The sequence below is a fragment of the Kitasatospora sp. NBC_00374 genome (assembly GCF_041434935.1).
GTDB lineage: Bacteria > Actinomycetota > Actinomycetes > Streptomycetales > Streptomycetaceae > Kitasatospora.
The window spans coordinates 5,399,719-5,415,817 of the sequence record NZ_CP107964.1; the positions used below are offsets into that span (position 1 = coordinate 5,399,719).

The following is a 16,099-nucleotide window of genomic DNA, read 5'->3' on the forward strand; positions in this document are numbered from 1 at the left end:
GCGCTTTCAGGGGGTTTACGTCCGAACGGAGGCTGAATTCCTGGCGAAATCCGACAACTCGGTTGATTTAACTGAATATTGCCGGAATATTCACAGCATTGACCGCACTCTTGCGAGTCGTTGAACGGCTGGCGTGATTCCGCCAGGAGCCGGTCTTGTCCAGCATCGTGGACACCTGCTACTCGCTCGGGGGCCCGCCGGTACGGTGGGGATGTGGCCAAGCCCCTCGCACTCGACTTCGACCCGATCGCCCGCGCCGACGAGCTCTGGAAGCGCCGGTGGGGAAGCGTCCCCGCCATGCCGGCGATCACCTCGGTGATGCGCGCCCACCAGATCCTGCTCTCCCGGGTGGACGCGGTGGTCAAGCCGTACGGTCTGACCTTCGCCCGCTACGAGGCGCTCGTGCTGCTGACCTTCAGCAGAACGGGCGAACTCTCGCTCTCCAAGATCGGCGAGCGGCTGATGGTCCACCCGACCAGCGTCACCAACACCGTCGACCGCCTGGAGCGGGCGGGCCTGGTCGCCCGCCGCCCCAACCCGCTGGACGGCCGGGGCGTGCTCGCCTCGATCACCGCCCGCGGCCGCGAGGTGGTGGAGGAGGCGACCCGCGAGCTGATGGCCGTCGACTTCGGACTGGAGGGCTACGACGCGGAGCAGTGCGGCCAGGTGTTCGACCTGCTGCGGCCCCTGCGGGTGGCGGCCGGCGACTTCCGCGAGCCCGAGCAGGCCTGACCGGCGGGGCAGGGCGGAGGTCGACCGGGGCGCGGCGGGGGCCTCCCGTGAGGGCGGTTACCCTCGATGCCATGAAGCAGAGTGTGCTGACCCGCTACCGGGCGCTGGCGTATGTGACCGGCGTCCTCCTGATCCTGCTGACCCTCGGGATGGTCGCCAAGTACGTCCTCGACCTCTCGGGCGCGGCCGGCTTCACCACCGCCGTCGGCATCGCGCACGGCTGGCTGTACGTGGTCTACCTGGTGCTCGCCTTCGACCTGGGCACCAAGGCCAAGTGGCCGATCGGCAAGCTGGCCTGGGTGCTGCTCGCCGGCACCGTCCCCACCGCCGTGTTCTTCGTCGAGCGCCGGGTCTCCCGCGAGGTGGCCCCGCTGATCCGGGACGCGCAGCCGGTCGGCGCCTGACCCGCACTCGCTCGGCTTCTGCCAGGCGCCCTCTCCCCGTCGGGAGGGGGCGCCTTTTTCGCGCCCCCTGGACGGCCGGCGGGCGCCGTACGGCTTTCCGTGCGAGCCACGCCGAGGGCGGCCATCGACAGATACTAGGACGTCCGAGTACTTTGGTGGTACGTCTCACCAGACGTCCTACTGGCTGTGTCGTCCCGGGAACGGGCGGCCGCACGGAGCGGAGTTCGGAGTCGATGGACGCCGACGAGATCGAGGCCGGCCGCCAGCGCTGGCAGCAGCGCTACGACAAGGCCCGCAAGCGCGACGCGGACTTCACCACGCTGAGCGGCGACGAGGTCGAACCGGTCTACGGGCCGCCCGCGGGTCAGCCCTACGAGGGCTTCGAGCGGATCGGCTGGCCCGGTGAGTACCCGTACACCCGCGGCCTGCACCCGACCGGGTACCGGGGCCGCACCTGGACCATCCGGCAGTTCGCCGGCTTCGGCAACGCGCAGCAGACCAACGAGCGCTACCGGATGATCCTGGAGGCCGGCGGCGGCGGGCTCTCGGTCGCCTTCGACATGCCCACCCTGATGGGTTACGACTCGGACGACGGCCGCTCGCTCGGCGAGGTCGGCCACTGCGGGGTGGCCATCGACTCGGCCGCCGACATGGACATCCTGTTCGGCGGCATCCCGCTCGGCGACGTCACCACCTCGATGACGATCAGCGGCCCGGCCGTCCCGGTCTTCTGCATGTACCTGGTGGCCGCCGAGCGCCAGGGCGTCGACCCGGGCGTGCTCAACGGCACCCTGCAGACCGACATCTTCAAGGAGTACATCGCCCAGAAGGAGTGGCTGTTCGCGCCCGAGCCGCACCTGCGGCTGATCGGCGACCTGATGGAGTACTGCGAGGCCAACATCCCGGCGTACAAGCCGCTGTCGGTCTCCGGCTACCACATCCGGGAGGCCGGGGCGACGGCCGCGCAGGAGCTGGCGTACACCCTCGCGGACGGCTTCGGCTACGTCGAGCTCGGCCTGTCCCGCGGCATGGACGTGGACGACTTCGCCTCCGGCCTGTCCTTCTTCTTCGACGCCCACCTCGACTTCTTCGAGGAGATCGCCAAGTTCCGCGCCGCCCGCCGGATCTGGGCCCGCTGGATGCGCGACCGCTTCGGCGCGAAGACCGACAAGGCGCAGTGGCTGCGGTTCCACACCCAGACCGCGGGCGTCTCGCTCACCGCGCAGCAGCCGTACAACAACGTGGTGCGCACCGCCGTCGAGGCGCTCTCGGCGGTGCTGGGCGGCACCAACTCGCTGCACACCAATGCCCTCGACGAGACTCTGGCGCTGCCCTCCGAGCAGGCCGCCGAGATCGCCCTGCGGACCCAGCAGGTGCTGATGGAGGAGACCGGCGTCACCAACGTGGCCGACCCGCTGGGCGGTTCCTGGTACGTGGAGGCGCTCACCGACCGGATCGAGGCGCAGGCCGAGGAGATCTTCCAGCGGATCCTCGACAAGGGCACCGCCGACCACCCGATCGGGCCGATCACCTCCGGCATCCTGCGCGGCATCGAGGAGGGCTGGTTCACCGGGGAGATCGCCGAGGCGGCCTTCCAGTACCAGCGCTCGCTGGAGAAGGGTGAGAAGCGGGTGGTCGGCGTCAACTGCCACCCGGGCAGCGTCACCAAGGAGCTGGAGATCCTCCGGGTCAGCCACGAGGTCGAGCGCGAGCAGGTCCGGGTGCTCGGCGCCCGCAAGGCCGCCCGCGACGAGGCCGCCGTCCGGGCCGGGCTGGACGAGATGCTCGCCGCCGCGCGCTCCGGCGAGAACATGATCCCGCCGATGCTCCGGGCCGTCCGGGCCGAGGCCACGCTGGGCGAGATCTGCCACGCGCTGCGGGACGAGTGGGGCATCTACCGGGAGAACGCCTCGTTCTGACCGGATGCCCGAGGGGGCGCCGGGGGTGATCCCTGGCGCCCCCTCGGCGCGTTCGGCGTCCGGTGGCCGCCGCGCGGCGGGCGGGCCTCAGGCCTGCGGGGTCTCCGCGAGGGCCGCGGACAGGCCCGGCAGCGGGCTGAGCAGCAGGGTGGTGAAGCGGTGGATCCACCGGGCGGTGATCGGCTCGCCGCTGACCAGCATCCGGTGCTCCACGGTCCCGGCGATGGTGTCGAAGATGATGTCGATCTCCTCGCAGGCGGTGTCCTCGTCCCGGTCCGGGTCGAGTTCACCGCGGGCCTGGGCGTTGGCCCGGCCGAGCCGCACCAGGTGCTTCTGCGGGTCGACGATGCGTTCCCGGATCCGCTGCCGCAGCAGCGGGTCCCGGCTGCCCTCGGCGAACAGGGCGAGCAGCGCGGCCTGGGTCTCCGGCCGGGCCAGCAGGTCGGCGAACTGCGCCACCACGGCCTCGATGTCGGCCCGCAGGCTGCCCAGGTCGGCCACTTCGAGGTCGTCGAACAGGCTGGCCACGGCGTCCACCACGAGCTCGTTCTTGGACGGCCAGCGCCGGTAGAGGGTGGTCTTGGCCACGCCGGCCCGGGTGGCGACGTGTCCCATGGTCAGTCCGCCCCAGCCGATCTCGGCGAGGGCGGCCCTGGTGGCGTCCAGGATGGCGCGGTCGGCGGTGGCACTGCGGGGCCGGCCCTTGCCGCGGCCGGGCGCGCCGAAGGGCGCTTCGTCCGCGGCCTGTGCAGGTCCCGCGGGCTGCCGGGTGGTGGGGGCCACCGAGCCTCCTTGCGTTCTACCGATAAGTAACTTGTCGGGGAATGCCACCGTAGCGACCGTTCGGTCGGACCCGCAGGGGGGTGCGACCGGAAAGTGGGGCAGCTCACGTCCGTGGAGGGCCGGGGGGACTTGCGGGACGTGCCCGGGGTGCAGATACGCTACGACTCGTAGCGAAAGAGCGACAACCACGCGCCCCGGCCCATGGGATCGGGCGGGCGCGGGTGTGGATGGGGATCCGCACCGGACGCACGGCTACGAGGGGAGCGGTGCCCGCCGCATGGCGGGCGGCGGAGCGGGGAAGGCTCGGCACGACCTTTCCGGGCGGTTGGCGCCCGTCATCCGCGTCGACGGGGGAGGATGGTGCCATGCAGTCACGGAATTCGCGTCTCAACAGCTCCGCCCTGCGCGGTGCGGTCGACCTCGCCGCCGTCAAGGCCGCCGGTGAGGCCGCTCAGAAGGCCGAGCAGGCCCGGGCCGAGCGGGCCCGTCAGACCGCCGCCGGGGGCGACCCGGCCGCGCCGCCGGCCCAGCCGCTGGTCATCGACGTCACCGAGGAGACCTTCGAGACCGAGGTCGTCCAGCGGTCGGCCGAGGTGCCCGTGGTGATCGACTTCTGGGCCGAGTGGTGCGGCCCGTGCAAGCAGCTCAGCCCGATCCTGGAGCGGCTGGCCGAGGAGTACTCCGGCCGGATCGTGCTCGCCAAGATCGACGTGGACGCCAACCAGCTGATCGCCCAGCAGTTCGGCATCCAGGGCATCCCCGCCGTCATGGCGGTGGTGGCCGGCCAGCTCGTCCCGCTCTTCCAGGGCGCGGAGAACGAGGCCAACGTCCGCAAGATCCTCGACCAGCTGATCGCCGTCGCCGAGCAGCGGTTCGGCATCGTCGGCGCACCGGTCGACCCGGCTGCCGCCGCCGAGGCGGGCGAGGCCGCCGCGGCGGCCCCGCGGGTGCCGGCCGACCCGGCGCTGGAGGCCGCGCACGACGCGCTGGACCGCGGCGACCTGGGCGGCGCCATCCAGGCCTACCAGAACGTGCTCGCCGACCGCCCCGGTCACACCGAGGCCAAGCTGGGCCTGGCCCAGGCACAGCTGCTGCGCCGGGTGGAGAGCCTGGACCTGCAGGCCGTACGGGCGGCGGCCGCCGCCGACCCGAAGGACGTCACCGCGCAGCTGGAGGCGGCCGACCTGGACCTGGTCGGGGGTCATGTCGAGGACGCCTTCGGCCGGTTGGTCGCGACGGTGGCCAAGACCTTCGGTGAGGACCGGGACACCGTGCGGCTGCGACTGCTGGAGCTCTTCGAGGTGATCGGCGCGGACGACCCGCGGGTGGTCGCCGCACGGACGGCGCTGGCCCGCGTGCTGTTCTGACGCCCGGTCCGGTGGCACGGCAGATGACCTGCGGTGTCGCCGTTGATTTGGCGACAATCCCACGAAAACCCCAGAGCTTTATCAAATCTTGACAGAGCCCCTCCTTGCTCACCCCAGGTGACCAAGGAGGGGTGTTTCATTCCTGTTTCCGGCGGATTTCAGCGCCACAAATTCTTCAGAATGTCACTCTGGGTAACCATGCCTTCGATTCCATGATCATCGGCACCTGTTGTTGGATTACCCGTCAGTAACGCACCTCTTGTGCTTCGCCCGGGATTCAAGCACGATCGGCCACGCCCGGTCCCTCACTGAGGGATCCCCACCGGGCAGCCGCCGGCTCCGGCCGGTGTCTGGAGGACAGGGGGGTAGCCGCAGATCCCACACCGCGGCTCCTGGCCTCATGTCGGTCGCGCACCCCGTGCGGCCGTCGGTTGTCGCTCGGGGGTGATCGCCGCGACCGTCGGTCCCACGACGGTCTGGCGCTCTCCGTTACCGAGGACGTAGCTCTCTGCCATCCCGGGCCGGGCCAGTGCGGGTCGCACCGGAACCCGGCCGGAGATGTACGTCCTAGAAGGAGGACTGCATGTCCCAGACTTTCGGCAAGACGCGCTGGCGTCGCTTCGCCGTCGTGATGGTCCCCAGCATCGCCGCGACCGCCGCCATCGGTGTCAGCCTGGCCAACAGCGCGCTGGCCGCCTCGTTCAGCGTGTCCGGCCAGAGCTTCAAGGTCACCGCCGCCGACCTGGACGGCCAGGGCTTCGCCCAGTTCGGCTCGGTCGACCAGGGCACCCCGGACAAGAACGGCAACAAGGTCCACCCGGTCGCCGTGTCGGCCTTCGACACCGCCACCATCCAGGGCCTGTGCCAGTCCGTGGTCACCGACCTCGGCCCGCTCGGCGAGTGGACCCTGGTCCTCAAGGCCGGCAACGAGTCCGGCAAGCCGGTCGAGGCCGCCAACCTGCTGATCGACCTCGACCAGCTGAACGCGGACGCCACGTTCACCGACATCAACATCGGCCAGGACGCCTCGACCCTGGACGCGCACAAGGGCGGCGTGATCGAGAAGTACCGCGCCCTCGGCAACACCACGCCCACCGGCACCAAGGGCTTCGCCCAGGCCGCCAAGTCCGCCCACCTGACCAAGGTGGAGCAGACCGCCTGGGCGACCTCGGCCGGCACGTTCAAGCTGAGCGGCCTGAAGCTCAACATCAACCGGGGCTCCGGCGCGGGCGTCGAGTGCTACTGACCGTGAGCTGACGGGGCGCCGGTCGGCGCACCGTCCTCGCGGACTCCTGGCCGGGGGCGGCGGATCTCCGTTGCCCCCGGCCGAATTCCTTGGCTTTCCCCCCTCGTAGACACCATCGAGGAGTTGCACCATGTCCAGCGCAACCGCCGAATCCTGGCCCGAGGAAGCGCCGGCTCACGCGCGCATGCGGACGAGCTTCCGCGCCTGGCGCCGTACCCGGCCGTTCTGGGGCGGCCTGCTGGCCATGCTCGCGGGCGTCCCGATCCTCTACTTCCCCTACGCGCACCTGAGCCTCGGCGGGCTGACGGTCTCGATGGCGACCACCGCCGGCGCCGGCTCGCTGATCATCGGCCTGCTGATGATCGCGCTGGGCCTGACGGCCTGGTTCCAGCCGCTGGTGCGGGTCTTCTGCGGCGTGGCCACCACGATCCTGTCGCTGATCTCGATCCCGGTCTCCAACCTCGGCGGCTTCGGCTTCGGCGTGACGCCGGGCCTGATCGCCGGTGGCCTGCTGGTCGCCTGGACCCCGCTCAAGCCGCTGCCGGAGGACGCCGCCGGCGAGGCGCAGACGGCCGAGCAGGCCGCGCACGACGAGCCGGCCACGGCCGAGGAGCAGCCGCCGGCCCACGCTGCGGCCCCGGCCGCCGTCGACCCGGAGGAGCCGCGGTGACCGAGCGAGACGACTCGACGGGCCGCGTGCCCGGCCCGCGCCACGCCGCTCCCCGCAACGGTGTCGGCAGCCGGCTGCGCGGTCGCGCGCTGGCCATCGCCGCCGTGCCGACCGTCCTGCTGGTCGGCGCCTACGCGCCCACCCTGGCGATGGCGGACTCGAAGACCGACAAGGCCTGCGCGAGCGCCCCCGACACGGTGATCGAGGAGACCCCGGTCCCGCAGAGCGAAATCAAGATCACCCCGGGTACGGATCCGGCGGAGAAGTCCACCGCGACGAAGCCGGGGACGCAGCCCGCCACCCAGGCCGCGGCGAAGGTGCCGGCCCAGCAGTCCGCCGCCGCCGGGACCGACCCCGCCGTCTACACCACCTCCACCACCGGCGGCCACAGCGTGCAGACCTCCGGGGTGCAGCAGGCCGGGCTGATAGACGACATCGTGGACGGGATATTCCACCCGAACACGGCGAAGAGCGCCGCCCCGACTCCGACCCCGGTGCCGCCCGCGCCGAATGTCGAGACCTCCTCCAAGCAGGCCACCCCGTCCGCCTCGGCCTCGCCCTCGGGGGCTCCCTCCCCGGCGCCCGCGCCGTCCGCCTCGGCCGGCGCCGCCCCGTCCGCCTCCGCCGGCAAGGCCCCGGCCGCCAAGGGCAAGGCGGCGACGCCGACCCCGTCGGCCTCCGCCTCGGCCGGCCCCAACTGCGTGCTGGACACCCGTGACGTGGCCGCCAAGGCGGCCGGCCCGGGCCACGTGGTGCCGGAGCAGAACTGGACCCTCAAGTCGACCAGGCTCGCCCTGCACGGCTCGGTCTTCAACGGTGTCTACGACGTGAAGACCCCGACCGGCACCAAGCGCGTCCTGAAGTTCACCACCGCCAGCGTGGACATCGGCAACCTCGACATGTCGACGATCGAGATCCCCGGCCTGACCTTCCACGTGAAGAGCGCGCCGAACTCCACCTCGACCATGCGCAACGGCCCGATCACCATGTACGTCGAGCGCCTGTCCGGCCACCTCGCGGAGATCTACGGCCTGCCGATCCCGATCGACCTGGGCGAGATCACCCTCACCCCGGACACCCTGCCCAAGTGGCTGTGGGACCTGCTCAGCGGCGTTCCGATCCCGCTCGACATCACCCTGAACAACGCCACGGCGATCCAGGCCGGCCAGTTCGGCGGGACGCTCAAGATCCCCGGCATGAAGCTCTACAACGACGAGGAACCGTACGTCGGCAAGTAGTGCCCGACCGTGCACGCCCGAGGGGCGGCCCCTCCCTGCCGGGAAGGGCCGCCCCTCGGTGCTGCCGCGGGCGTCAGTTCTTGACGCGGGTGCCCAGGTGGTGGACCTGGACCATGTTGGTGGTGCCGGGGATGCCGGGGGGCGAGCCGGCCGTGACGATGACGGTGTCACCCTCGGCCAGCCGGTCCAGGCGGAGCAGCTCGCGGTCGACCTGCTCGACCATCTCGTCGGTGGTGGCCACCTGCTCCGTCACGTACGCCTCGACGCCCCAGCTGAGCGACAGCTGGTTGCGGGTGGCGGAGTCCGGGGTGAAGGCGATCACCGGGATCGGCGAGCGGTAGCGGGACAGCCGGCGGGCGGTGTCGCCGGACTTGGTGAAGGCGATCAGCGCCTTGCCGTTCAGGAAGTCGCCGAGCTCGCAGGCGGCGCGGGCGACCGAGCCGGACTGGGTGCGCGGCTTGCGGCCGGGGTTGAGCGGCTGCAGGCCCTGGGAGACCAGCTGCTGCTCGGCGGTCTCGGCGATCCGGCTCATGGTCTTGACCGTCTCGACCGGGAACTTGCCGACGCTCGACTCGGCGGACAGCATGACCGCGTCGGCGCCGTCCAGGATGGCGTTGGCGACGTCCGAGACCTCGGCGCGGGTCGGCCGCGAGGCGTGGATCATCGACTCCATCATCTGGGTGGCGACGATGACCGGCTTGGCGTTGCGGCGGCAGAGGGTGATGAGCTCCTTCTGCACCAGCGGGACCCGCTCCAGCGGGTACTCCACGGCGAGGTCGCCACGGGCCACCATGACGGCGTCGAACGCGAGGACGATCTCCTCCATCGCCTCGACGGCCTGCGGCTTCTCGATCTTGGCGATGACCGGGACGCGGATGCCGACCTCGTCCATCACCTTGTGCACGTCGTCGATGTCGCCGGCGTTGCGGACGAACGAGAGCGCGACCATGTCGACGCCCAGGCGCAGGGAGAACCGGAGGTCGTCCTTGTCCTTCTCGGAGAGCGCGGGCACGTTCACGGCCGCGCCGGGCAGGTTGATGCCCTTGTTGTTCGAGAGCACGCCGCCCTCGATCACCACGGTCTTCACCCGCGGGCCGTCGACGCTGACGACCTCCAGGGCGATGACGCCATCGTTGATCAGGATCGGGTCGCCGGGCTTCACGTCGCCGGGCAGGCCCTTGTAGGTGGTGCCGCAGATGTGCTGGTCCCCGGGCACATCCTCGGTGGTGATGGTGAAGGTGTCGCCGTTGTCGACGGTCACCGGACCGTTGGCGAAGGTCGCCAGGCGGATCTTCGGGCCCTGCAGGTCGGCCAGCACACCGATGGTGCGGCCGGTGTCCTCGGCCACCTGGCGGACCTTGCGGTACCGCTCCTCGTGCTCGGGGTGGGTGCCGTGGCTCATGTTCAGTCGGGCGACGTTCATGCCCGCCTCGACGATGGCCTTCAGCTGTTCGTAGGAGTCCGTGGCAGGACCCAGGGTGCAGACAATTTTCGCTCGGCGCATATCGGTCAGTCTATCCGTTCGTGTTATCGGTGCATTCCGCTCGAAAGCTGAGGGATCGCCAACGAACCATCCCGAAGGGTGGGATACTGAGTGGTAGTCAGCTCAGTCCTCAGCAGTGTGCACCAGGGCGAAGGCCTGCCGCGCGATCTCCAGCTCCTCGTCGGTCGGTACGACGGCCACCGCCACCCGTGCGTAGGCGGGCGAGACGATCCGCGGATCACCCGATCGGACGGCGTTCAGCTCGGTGTCGACCACGATTCCCAGCCCCTCCAGACCGGCGCAGACGGCCTCCCGGACGGGCGCCGCGTTCTCCCCCACCCCGGCGGTGAAGACGACCGCGTCCACCCGGCCGAGCACCGCGTAGTAGGCCCCCAGGTACTTGCGCAGCCGGTGGACGTAGGCGTCGAAGGCCAGCGCCGCGTCGGCGTCGCCCTCGCCCCTGCGGCGCAGGATCTCGCGCATGTCGTTGTCCCCGCACAGCCCGAGCAGGCCGCTGCGGCGGTTCAGCAGCGCATCGATCTCATCGATCGTCAGGCCGCCGACCCGGTGCAGGTGGAACACCACGCCGGGGTCGACATCGCCCGATCGGGTGCCCATCACCAGCCCCTCCAGCGGGGTGAGCCCCATCGAGGTCTCCACACAGACCCCGCCGGCCACCGCCGAGGCGGAGGCCCCGTTGCCCAGGTGCAGGACGATCACGTTGACCTCGGCCGGCTCCTTGCCGAGCAGCGCGGCGGCGGCCCGGGACACGTACTGGTGCGAGGTCCCGTGGAACCCGTACCGGCGTACCCGGTGCTCGTCCGCGACGGCCCGGTCGATCGCGTAGCGCGCCGCGTACTCCGGGAGTGTGGCGTGGAAGGCGGTGTCGAACACGGCCACCTGCGGCAGGTCGGGCCGAAGCCGGCGGGCCACCTCGATGCCGGTGATGTTGGCGGGGTTGTGCAGCGGCGCGACCGGGACCAGCCGCCGGACCTCGGCCAGCACCTCGTCCGTGATCAGGGTCGGCGCGGTGAACCTCCGGCCGCCGTGCACCACCCGGTGGCCGATCGCGGCCAGCTCGGGGGAGTCCAGGCCGAGCCCGTCCGCAGCCAGCTCCGCGGCGACGGCCTCCAGGGCCGCGGCGTGGTCCTCGAAGGGCCGCAGGGCCTCGCGCCGCGCGCCGTCGCGCGGGGTGTGCACCAGCCGGCCGCCGGGTTCGCCGACCCGCTCGGCCAGGCCGGCGGCCAGCCGGGCGCCGTCCAGCATGTCGATCAACTGGTACTTGACCGAGGACGAGCCCGCGTTCAGGACGAGGACCCGGGTGCCCGCACTCACCGGGCCGCTCCTTCGCCGGCGGTCCGGGCCTGGACGGCGGTCTGGGCCTGCACGGCGGTGATCGCGACGGTGTGGACGATGTCCTCCACCAGCGCCCCCCGGGACAGGTCGTTGACCGGTTTGCGCAGGCCCTGCAGCACCGGGCCGACCGCCACCGCGCCGGCCGAGCGCTGCACGGCCTTGTAGGTGTTGTTGCCGGTGTTCAGGTCCGGGAAGATCAGCACGGTGGCCCGCCCGGCCACCGGCGAGCCCGGCATCTTGGTGGCCGCGACATGGGCGTCCACCGCCGCGTCGTACTGGATCGGGCCGTCCACCGGCAGGTCGGGCCGCAGCTCCCGGACGAGCTCGGTGGCCCGGCGGACCTTGTCCACGTCCACGCCCGAGCCGGAGGTGCCGGTCGAGTACGAGAGCATCGCCACCCGCGGCTCCACGCCGAACTGGGCGGCGGTCTCGGCGGACTGGATGGCGATGTCGGCCAGCTGCCTGGCGTCCGGGTCGGGGTTGACCGCGCAGTCGCCGTAGACCAGCACCCGGTCGGCCAGGCACATGAAGAACACCGAGGAGACGATCGCGGCGTCCGGCGCGGTCTTGATCACCTCGAAGGCGGGGCGGATGGTCGCGGCGGTGGAGTGCACCGAGCCGGAGACCATGCCGTCGGCGATCCCCTCCTGGACCATCAGGGTGCCGAAGTAGGAGACGTCGGTGACCACGTCCAGGGCCAGCTCGACGGTCATGCCCCTGTGGGCCCGCAGCTTCGCGTAGAGCTCGGCGAACTGCCGGCGCAGCGGGCTGGTCGCCGGGTCGACGATCCGGACCTGGGTGCGGTCCTGGGTGTCGTCCGGCTGCGGGAGCTCGATGCCGAGGGCGGCGGCCCGGCGGTGCACGGTGTCCGGGGCGCCCAGCAGGGTGAGGTCGCAGATGTTGCGGCGCAGCAGGACCTCGGCGGCGCGCAGCATCCGGTCCTCGGTGCCCTCCGGCAGCACGATGTGCCGGCGCGCGGCGCGGGCCCGTTCCAGCAGCTCGTGCTCGAACATCATCGGGGTCACCCGCTCGGAGCGGCTCAGCTCGATCCGCTTGGTCAACTCGGCGGTGTCGACGTGGAGTTCGAACAGGCCGAGGGCGATCTCGGTCTTCCGTGGGCTGTTCGGGCCGATCTGCCCCTCCAGGTGGGTGAGCGCGGCGGCGGTGATCCAACTGCCCTCCGGCACCACGGCGACGGGCGTGCCGGGGGCGAGCCGGGCGGCCAGCGCCATCACGTTCGGGCCGGGGTGCTGGCCGAGGGTCAGCAGCACGCCGGCGATCGGCGGGGCGCCGGCGGCGTGCGCGGCCAGCGAGCCGATCACCAGGTCCGCGCGGTCGCCGGGGGTGACCACCAGGGCGCCCTCGGTGAGCGCGGTCAGGAAGGTCGGCAGCATCGCGCCACCGAAGACGAACGAGCGCACGTCCCGGGCCAGCCCGGCCGCGTCGCCCAGCAGCACCTCGGCGCCGGTCGCCTCGACCAGCTGCGCCACGGTCGGGGCGGCCAGTGCCAGCTCCTCCGGGATCACGTACGCGGGCACCGGCAGCTTCTGCGCCAGGGTCTGCTCGACCTGCTGCCTGGCGCCGGGGGCCACCCGGTTGGCGATCATCGCGAGGGTGGAGCAGCCGAGGTCGGTGTAGGCCCGGTGGGCGTTTCGGACCTCGGCGATCACGGTCTGCGGGTCCTCGTTCTGCCCGCCGACCACCGGCAGCACCCAGGCGCCGAACTCGTTCGCCAGCCGGGCGTTGAACGCCAGCTCGTCCGGGATGTTGGTGGCGGCGAAGTCGGTGCCGAGCACCAGCACCGCCTGGCACCTGCGCTCCAGCGCGCGGAACCGGTCGACCAGGGTGGACACCAGCTCGTCCTGCCCCTGCGCGGCCTGCAGTGCGGCCGCGTCCTCGTAGGTCAGCCCGTACAGCTCGCCGGTCGGCAGGTCCAGCCGGTACCTGTTCCTGAGCAGCTCGACCACGTGGTCGGTGCCGGGCTCGCCGGGAGCCTGGGCGTGCACCAGCGGGCGGAAGACACCGACCCGGTCCACCTGGCGGGTGAGCAGTTCCATGACCCCGAGCTCGACGGCCTGCCGGCCGTCCCCCCGATCGATCCCGGTCACGTACACGCTGCGCGCCACGTGGCTGTCTCCGTTCCCTCGCGGTTGTGGGGCATCCCTCGCTCCGACCATACATTCGCCGTCCGTACGGAAGGGCGAAGGTGGATGTCGCCACAGGAAACAGGGGGCCCAGGCCCTTGACGGGCGGGGCCGGCGACCCGGGCCGCCCGGGCGGGCGGCGGCGACGGAACGGGTCACGCGGCGCCGGCCGAGGCGGGGGAGCCTCGGCCGGCGCCGCGTGACGGTTCGCCGGGGGTCGTCCCCGGCTGCCGGGCCGGGGGTCAGACCGGTCGCAGCCAGACGGTGGCGAGTGGGGGGATGATCAGCTCGGCGCTGCGGGGCTGGCCGTTCCAGGTGGTCGGTTCGGCCTTGATCGGGCGGGAGTTGGAGATGCCGCTGCCGCCGAACCGCGGGGCGTCCGTGTTGAGCGCCTCCTCCCAGAGCTGGTCCTTGCGCTCCAGGCGGGGCAGGCCGATCCGGTGGCCGTGCCGGACCACGGGGGCGAAGTTGCAGACCGCGACCAGCGGGGTGCCGTCGGCGGCGTACCGGACGAAGGAGAGCAGGTTGTCCTCGGCCGCGCCGCCGTCCAGCCAGCGGAAGCCGTCCGGGGTGGTGTCCTGCTCCCACAGGGCGGGGCTGGCCCGGTAGACCCGGTTGAGCTCGCCGACCAGCCGCTGGACGCCGCGGTGGTCGGCGCCGGCCGGCCAGTCGTCGGCGAGCACCCACCACTGCGGGCCGTGCTCGTGGTCCCACTCCGCGCCCTGGGCGAACTCCTGGCCCATGAACAGGAGTTGCTTGCCCGGGTGGGCCCACATGAAGCCGAGGTAGGCGCGGTGGTTGGCGCGCTGCTGCCACCAGTCCCCGGGCATCTTGGCGACCAGGGCCTGCTTGCCGTGGACGACCTCGTCGTGCGAGATCGGCAGGATGTAGTTCTCCGAGTAGGCGTACACCATCGAGAAGGTGATCTCGTTGTGGTGGTACTTGCGGTGCACCGGCTCCTTGGACATGTAGACCAGCGAGTCGTGCATCCAGCCCATGTTCCACTTCAGGCCGAAGCCGAGGCCGCCGGTGTCGGTGGGGCGGGTGACGCCGTCCCAGGCGGTGGACTCCTCGGCGATGGTGACCACGCCCGGGCAGCGCCGGTAGACCGTGGCGTTCATCTCCTGAAGGAAGGCGGCGGCGTCCAGGTTCTCCCGGCCGCCGTACTGGTTGGGGGTCCAGCCGCCGCCCTCGCGGGAGTAGTCGAGATAGAGCATCGAGGCCACGGCGTCCACCCGCAGGCCGTCGATGTGGAACTCCTCGCACCAGTAGACCGCGTTGGCCACCAGGAAGTTGCGGACCTCGGTGCGGCCGTAGTCGAACTCCAGCGTGCCCCAGTCGGGGTGCTCGGCGCGCAGTGGGTCGGCGGGCTCGTAGAGCGGCTCGCCGTCGAACCGGGCGAGCGCGAAGTCGTCCTTGGGGAAGTGCGCCGGGACCCAGTCGACGATCACGCCGATGCCGTGCCGGTGCAGCGCGTCGACCAGGTACCGGAAGTCGTCCGGGGTGCCGAGCCGGGCGGTCGGGGCGTAGAAGCCGGAGACCTGGTAGCCCCAGGAGCCGCCGAACGGATGTTCCATCACCGGCATGAACTCGACGTGCGTGAAGCCGAGTCCCTCCAGGTAGCCGGGCAGCTCCTCGGCGATCGCGCGGTAGCTCGTCAGGTCGGGCCGCCAGGAGGCCAGGTGCAGCTCGTAGACCGACATCGGGGACCGGTGGTGCACGCTCTTCGCCCGCCGGGCCAGCCACTCGGCGTCGCCCCACTCGTACGCGGAGGTGTGCACCACGGAGGCGGTGGCCGGCGGGCACTGGGCGGCCCGGGCCATGGGGTCGGCCTTCTCCAGCACCCAGCCCTGCTTGGTGCGGATCTGGTACTTGTACGTGGTGCCGTCACCGAGGCCGGGCACGAACAGCTCCCAGATCCCGGACGAGCCGAGCGAGCGCATCGGGTGGCCGGTGCCGTCCCAGTGGTTGAAGTCGCCGATCAGCCGGACGCCGACCGCGTTCGGTGCCCAGACGGCGAACGCGGTGCCGAGCACCCCGTCCACCTCGCGCACGTGCGAGCCGAGCGCCTGCCAGAGCTGCTCGTGCCGGCCCTCGGCGATCAGGTGCAGGTCCAGCTCACCCAGGGTGGGGGCGGCCCGGTAGCCGTCCTCCTGGAGCAGCGGTTCGGCGCCGGGATAGCCGACCCGCAGCCGGTACGCCGGGAACTCCGCGCCCGCCAGCAGACCGGTGAACAGCCCGGACCGCTGGTGGGTCAGCTCGGCCGGCCCGTGCTCGGTCTCGATCAGCACCCGCTCGGCGAACGGCCGCAGCACCCGGATCGCGGTGCCGCCCTGGGTGGGGTGGGCGCCCAGCAGGGAGTGCGGGTCGTGGTGGCCGCCGGACACCAGCCGGTCGACCTCGGCCGGCGGCAGTGGGGCCTCCGGCAGGCGCAGTACCGCGTCCGGGCGCGGCTGCGGGACCTGCGCGGCCCTGGTGGCCCGCGAGGCGCGAGTGGCCGTGGGGACGGCGGCGGGCTGCTCCTCGACGGCCGGCCCCTCCCCGGGCTGTTCCTCGACGGGCAGTTCCTCGACGGGTGACCCCTCCGCGGGCAGGCCGTCGGACGGCTCGGCCCGCCGAGGCGCCGCGGCCGCCCGCGTCCGGCCCGTCCGGGCCGGGGTGCCTCGCTCCGGCAGGAAGGTGGCGGGCACGGCGGGGTTGGTGCGGTCGGACTTCGGGCCGAGCGGTGTCACGACGGAATCCTCCTGCGGCGGTGGT

At 71.9% G+C, this 16,099-nt stretch carries 12 protein-coding genes; 7 read left to right on the forward strand and 5 right to left on the reverse strand.

All coding sequences use genetic code 11. The annotated features are described in order from the left end of the window. The first annotated feature begins 213 nt into the window (after positions 1 to 213). The 3 genes from OG871_RS24305 (at position 214) to OG871_RS24315 (ending at position 3,055) form a co-directional block, all read left to right on the forward strand. On the forward strand, positions 214 to 732 hold the full coding sequence (locus OG871_RS24305; RefSeq protein WP_371499228.1) for a MarR family winged helix-turn-helix transcriptional regulator: 519 nt from the start codon (positions 214 to 216) through the stop codon (positions 730 to 732). Positions 733 to 803: 71 nt separating this feature from the next. Then, positions 804 to 1,136, forward strand: a complete 333-nt coding sequence (locus OG871_RS24310) for a DUF3817 domain-containing protein (RefSeq protein WP_371499230.1) — start codon at positions 804 to 806, stop codon at positions 1,134 to 1,136. Positions 1,137 to 1,369: 233 nt separating this feature from the next. Continuing rightward, complete coding sequence (locus OG871_RS24315) at positions 1,370 to 3,055, forward strand: methylmalonyl-CoA mutase (protein WP_371499232.1); 1,686 nt, start codon at positions 1,370 to 1,372, stop codon at positions 3,053 to 3,055. A gap of 87 nt (positions 3,056 to 3,142) precedes the next feature. On the opposite strand, the gene OG871_RS24320 is transcribed toward OG871_RS24315, so the two are convergent. Beyond that, complete coding sequence (locus OG871_RS24320; RefSeq protein WP_371499234.1) at positions 3,143 to 3,838, reverse strand: TetR/AcrR family transcriptional regulator; 696 nt, start codon at positions 3,836 to 3,838, stop codon at positions 3,143 to 3,145. A gap of 365 nt (positions 3,839 to 4,203) precedes the next feature. On the opposite strand from OG871_RS24320, the gene trxA reads away from it, so the two are divergent. From trxA to OG871_RS24340, 4 genes are all read left to right on the forward strand, one after another. After that, entirely contained in the window at positions 4,204 to 5,205 is a 1,002-nt protein-coding gene (trxA, locus tag OG871_RS24325; protein WP_371499236.1) for a thioredoxin, read from the forward strand. Positions 5,206 to 5,788: 583 nt separating this feature from the next. Next, complete coding sequence (locus tag OG871_RS24330) at positions 5,789 to 6,451, forward strand: DUF6230 family protein (protein ID WP_371499238.1); 663 nt, start codon at positions 5,789 to 5,791, stop codon at positions 6,449 to 6,451. A gap of 130 nt (positions 6,452 to 6,581) precedes the next feature. Further along, entirely contained in the window at positions 6,582 to 7,121 is a 540-nt protein-coding gene (locus OG871_RS24335) for a DUF6114 domain-containing protein (protein ID WP_371499241.1), read from the forward strand. Next, positions 7,118 to 8,359 (forward strand): hypothetical protein, encoded by a 1,242-nt coding sequence (locus tag OG871_RS24340; RefSeq protein WP_371499242.1) that lies wholly within the window; start codon positions 7,118 to 7,120, stop codon positions 8,357 to 8,359. Before OG871_RS24335 ends, OG871_RS24340 begins: the two co-directional genes overlap by 4 nt. Positions 8,360 to 8,432: 73 nt before the next feature. On the opposite strand, the gene pyk is transcribed toward OG871_RS24340, so the two are convergent. The 4 genes from pyk to glgB form a co-directional block, all read right to left on the reverse strand. Then, complete coding sequence (gene pyk / locus OG871_RS24345; RefSeq protein WP_371499244.1) at positions 8,433 to 9,863, reverse strand: pyruvate kinase; 1,431 nt, start codon at positions 9,861 to 9,863, stop codon at positions 8,433 to 8,435. Positions 9,864 to 9,965: 102 nt separating this feature from the next. Continuing rightward, positions 9,966 to 11,177: an acetate kinase gene (locus OG871_RS24350; protein WP_371499246.1), complete on the reverse strand. Its 1,212-nt coding sequence runs from the start codon at positions 11,175 to 11,177 to the stop codon at positions 9,966 to 9,968. Continuing rightward, complete coding sequence (pta, locus tag OG871_RS24355) at positions 11,174 to 13,324, reverse strand: phosphate acetyltransferase (RefSeq protein WP_371499247.1); 2,151 nt, start codon at positions 13,322 to 13,324, stop codon at positions 11,174 to 11,176. Before pta ends, OG871_RS24350 begins: the two co-directional genes overlap by 4 nt. 260 nt (positions 13,325 to 13,584) lie before the next feature. Then, on the reverse strand, positions 13,585 to 16,074 hold the full coding sequence (glgB, locus tag OG871_RS24360; protein WP_371499249.1) for a 1,4-alpha-glucan branching protein GlgB: 2,490 nt from the start codon (positions 16,072 to 16,074) through the stop codon (positions 13,585 to 13,587). Positions 16,075 to 16,099: the final 25 nt, after the last annotated feature.